We start from the raw sequence: 3984 nt of genomic DNA on the forward strand, positions 1-3984 counted from the left end.
TGCCTATTATCTTGACGGCAGCAGTGGGTCTGGCCCGGTGCTGGAAGTTGATGGTGCGCCGGTTGTCGCGGGGCAGGAAGGCGCCTGGGTACCGATTGGCGCGGTGCAGACGGCAACCGGCTATGACGTGGCCTGGGAGATCCCCGGCGCCAATCAGTACACGGTGTGGAGCACCGACAGCAACGGCAACTACCTTTCCAATCCCACCGGCGGCGGCGTGCCGGGGAACAGCACCGCGCTGGAAGCACTGGAGACTACCTTCAATCAGGACCTTAACGGCGACGGCGTGATCGGCGTCCTTACTACAACAATCCAGACCGATGGATCGACCAGCCTGGTCGAGGTTGGTAACGAATATGATCTTGATAGCGCCGGCAGTGGGTCTGGCCCGGTGCTGAAAGTTGACGGTGCGCCGGTTGTCGCGGGGCAGGAAGGCGCCTGGGTACCGATCGGCGCGGTACAGACGGCAACCGGCTATGACGTGGCCTGGGAGATCCCCGGCGCTAATCAGTACACGGTGTGGAGCACCGACAGCAACGGCAACTACCTTTCCAACCTCACCGGCGGCGGCGTACCGGGGAACAGCACAACGCTGGAAGCGCTGGAGACTACCTTCTATCAGGACCTTAGCGGCGACGGCGTGATCGGCGTCCCGGCGGCTCCCGCGGGCGTTTTTTCATTGCAATACAAGGGCTTTGATTACGTCGCTTTCTACAACGGCGCCTACGAGAATTCCGACTCGCTGCCCGCCCTGGCGCAGACCGGCGCCAATTCGATTGAAGCGACCCTGGATTATGGTATCGACGTCGCGACGTCACAGGTCGTGGCCGATCCGAACTATACCGACAGCCTGGCCGCACTTGGGAGCACCATCGCGCAGGCTGAAAGCCTCGGCCTCTCCGTGATGGTGCGGCCGTTGATCGATTTCCTTAACCCCGCCGAAATCGCACCCTACAGCGTCGGCGAGTGGCGCCAGGACTATCAGCCGACCAACGTCGCCGCTTTCTTCGCCAGCTACCAGACGATGATCGTTCAGGAGGCGGAGGTCGCCCAGGCCAACGGCGCCCAGATGCTGTCGATCGGTGCGGAGCTCGACCAGCTCACCGGCCCGCAATATCTGTCCTATTGGACCAGCATCATCACCGCGGTGCGCCAGGTTTTCACCGGCGCGCTAACTTACTCCGCCTCATGGAACACCGCCAGCGAGGTCAGCTTCTGGAGCCAGCTCAACTATGAGGGGATCGACAACTATATGCCGCTGTCGAATGCGCCGAACCCGAGCCTCCAGACCCTGGTGAACGCCTGGCTGCAACCGGCGACCGAGGCCAGCGATCCCGGCGCCTTTGCCGTGATCGGCAACCAATCCCCGATCCAGTATTTTGAGAACCTCTCGGCGCAGTCCGGCAAGCCGCTGCTATTTACCGAGATCGGCTACGCCAACGACAGCGGCGCCGCGGCCAATCCGTCCGCTTCGGACAACAGCCCAGACCCGACGTTGCAGTCCGAGCTGTACCAGGCCTTCTTCTATGCCTGGACTCAATCCAAAAGCTCCTCGCTGATCGGTGCCTATTTCTGGGAATGGGATCCCAACGGCAGCACATCGAATGTAGGACCGAACATCGACAGCTTCAGTCCGCAGAACAGCCCGGCGCAGGCCGCGGTGACGACCGGCTTCGAGGCCGAGAGCGGGACACCGGCGGCTGCGGTCACGGTGGGAGGCCCTGGCCATGATGCGTTTGTATTCCACTGGGGCGCCGCTGCGAGCGCCTCCGTGAATGCCGGGAGCACGGACCCGACGCAGATCGGGGGAGTCTGGTTGGGTGCCGGCAGCCAGTCGTCGGCATCTTTGCACGACGCGCCGGCCGGCCTGGCGCAAGCTCACTTCCCGTCAACGAGCAACGGACACGATAATGTCGTCGATCCCGGCCATCACGACAGCATGGCTCTGATGCATGCCCATATCACCGACCTGCATGCGAACGCGATTTTCATTCACTAGCTAGTGAGAATTTAAAAACGAAACGTACCCACTTTCTTCGAAGAATGGGAATGTCGTTTTGAAAAATCCTCCAAACGAGGTGGGACCCGAGTCCGAATACTTGACTTGCTGCGCAGAACGTCGCGAGCTCTTGTCGTCGAGTGCGCCTCGAAAAATGCTGCGCATACTGACCATCCGCCGCGCCAGCCCGCCGTTGCTCGTGCCGTTTGGCGTTGCCTTTACTCGGGCTCTCAATGCAAAGGGAGGGGGAACATTATCGTGGGAAGGGCGACGGCTGGGCTGGGTCGTCGTTAACCGGGACCTTAAACTCGTCGCGATCGACCTCTGCGGCCCGTTGCGGCTTGCGGCGCAGGCAACGCGACTAGCAGACTATCGGGACCAGCGCTCGATGAGGCACGGTAGCGCCCATCGACGCTGGTCCCTCGACTTCGTGTCGGAGCACCAACGGCCGTCGTTTCTGCATCCTGGCCGTTGTCGATGACTGTTCGCGAGCACCTGGCGTTGGTGGCCGACACCTAGCCCTCCGGCGCCCCTGTGGCGCGGGAACTGGACAGGTTCGAGTCAGGCTCTCCCGACGTCCACGTTCCGAGCTACTCCATCATGATCCCATAGCATACCACTTGGCGTATTTTGTCCCGCAAAACTCGAAAGATTGCTTTTGCTTTACGAAGTGGAGCGGTTAACCTCCACGAGGTTGAGAGCCTCAAGGCCTCAAGAGATTGCTCAGCTTCTATGTGATCAACGAGTACGAAATCGTCAGACACGTTCGGAGGAACTGCAATTAATTTCGATGGCTCGGAATGTTCTTTCGCGACATAGAACCGGTTTAATCCATCAAAGTAAGCGAAATCGTATTCTGCGTTGAGCAATATTTCTTCCCAGCCCTCGCGGCTCGATTGTTGCGTCGTCGGATGGGTAGCTTCGACGAGTACGATCCAGGGTCTAAATCTGTCGAAACCCGCGCCTCTCAGAACGAGATCCTCGGCGCCTTCCACGTCAATCTTTAAAAAATGAATCTCGCTCGGAGCAAATTGACGTAAAATATCTGACAGCGTCGTAGTCGACACGTTGGTGACCCGCGTATTGAGGCCCGCTTTGATATGTTGCTGCGCAATAGTCTGGCAAAGCGTCGACAGGCCTGTACCCGCGATCTCGTAAAATTCCGCCCGATTAGATATGTCAGAAACCGCGACGGCTAAATTAGCGTCTAAAGGTCGCTGCACGACAAACATTTGCAGCATGGAGGAAATCGGCTCGATGTTGATTCCTCGTCATCCCCGGTCATAAAAAGCTCTTGTCACGGAGTCGTGAGTCGGATCGTACGCGCCGCAATCGACGTAGAAACCCCGGTCAATATGTTTCAGTGCGCGCCACAGGATAACGTCCTCAAAATTTTGGGCATAGCTAACAAAACGATTCATCGGAGTTTTTCTCGCATCGGCCTCTGCCCTGCACACCCCTACACTTTGTCTGGCCGGATAGGATGTAAATTAAATTTAACGATCGACGATTTCCTAGATTTTCGCTCAATCGATGACCGCCAAAAGAGCTGTTAGCCAAGGAGCTTCGCAACAGAGCTGCGATATCAATTATTTGTGTTTAGTTATGACCGTGATACGGAGGGAGGCTCAGTGCAACTTCAGACGGCCAACTCTGTCAGAGCGGCGTCAGTTTAATTGAGCCAGAGCTGACCGTCGAAAAGGAGGTTGCCCCCGCAAAACGTTGCGGCAGCGTATGTTCAGCTGGCGCCGGCAGGTTCGAACAATTGAGCAGGACGAACTGCTGCCTTGGAATTGGCGTAGGCTCTCCGCGCAGTCCAGTCAGGCCGCCTAACCATGGACGGCCGCCTTAAACCGCGCGAGTGAACTCGTCGCGGTGCTCACCGGATGGTACGCATCCGGCCAGCACTCCAGGCAGCGCGATGGTCTGCCGCGAAGCGCTTAGGCAGCGACCGGCGGCCTTGGACTGTTGGTTCGCCTTCCAAT

The 3984-nt window shown here is 58.6% G+C and carries 2 protein-coding genes; one reads left to right on the forward strand and one right to left on the reverse strand.

What is annotated here, in order from left to right; translation table 11 throughout:
* On the forward strand, nucleotides 1-1999 hold a 1999-nt coding region (locus GSQ88_RS17385; RefSeq protein ID WP_502706739.1), incomplete at its 5' end, for a glycoside hydrolase family 113.
* A 590-nt stretch (nucleotides 2000-2589) separates the two neighbouring features.
* On the opposite strand, the gene GSQ88_RS17390 is transcribed toward GSQ88_RS17385, so the two are convergent.
* Complete coding sequence (locus GSQ88_RS17390) at nucleotides 2590-3264, reverse strand: FkbM family methyltransferase (RefSeq protein WP_349628224.1); 675 nt, start codon at nucleotides 3262-3264, stop codon at nucleotides 2590-2592.
* Nucleotides 3265-3984: the final 720 nt, after the last annotated feature.

Source organism: Bradyrhizobium sp. S69 (genome assembly GCF_009766005.1).
GTDB lineage: Bacteria > Pseudomonadota > Alphaproteobacteria > Rhizobiales > Xanthobacteraceae > Bradyrhizobium.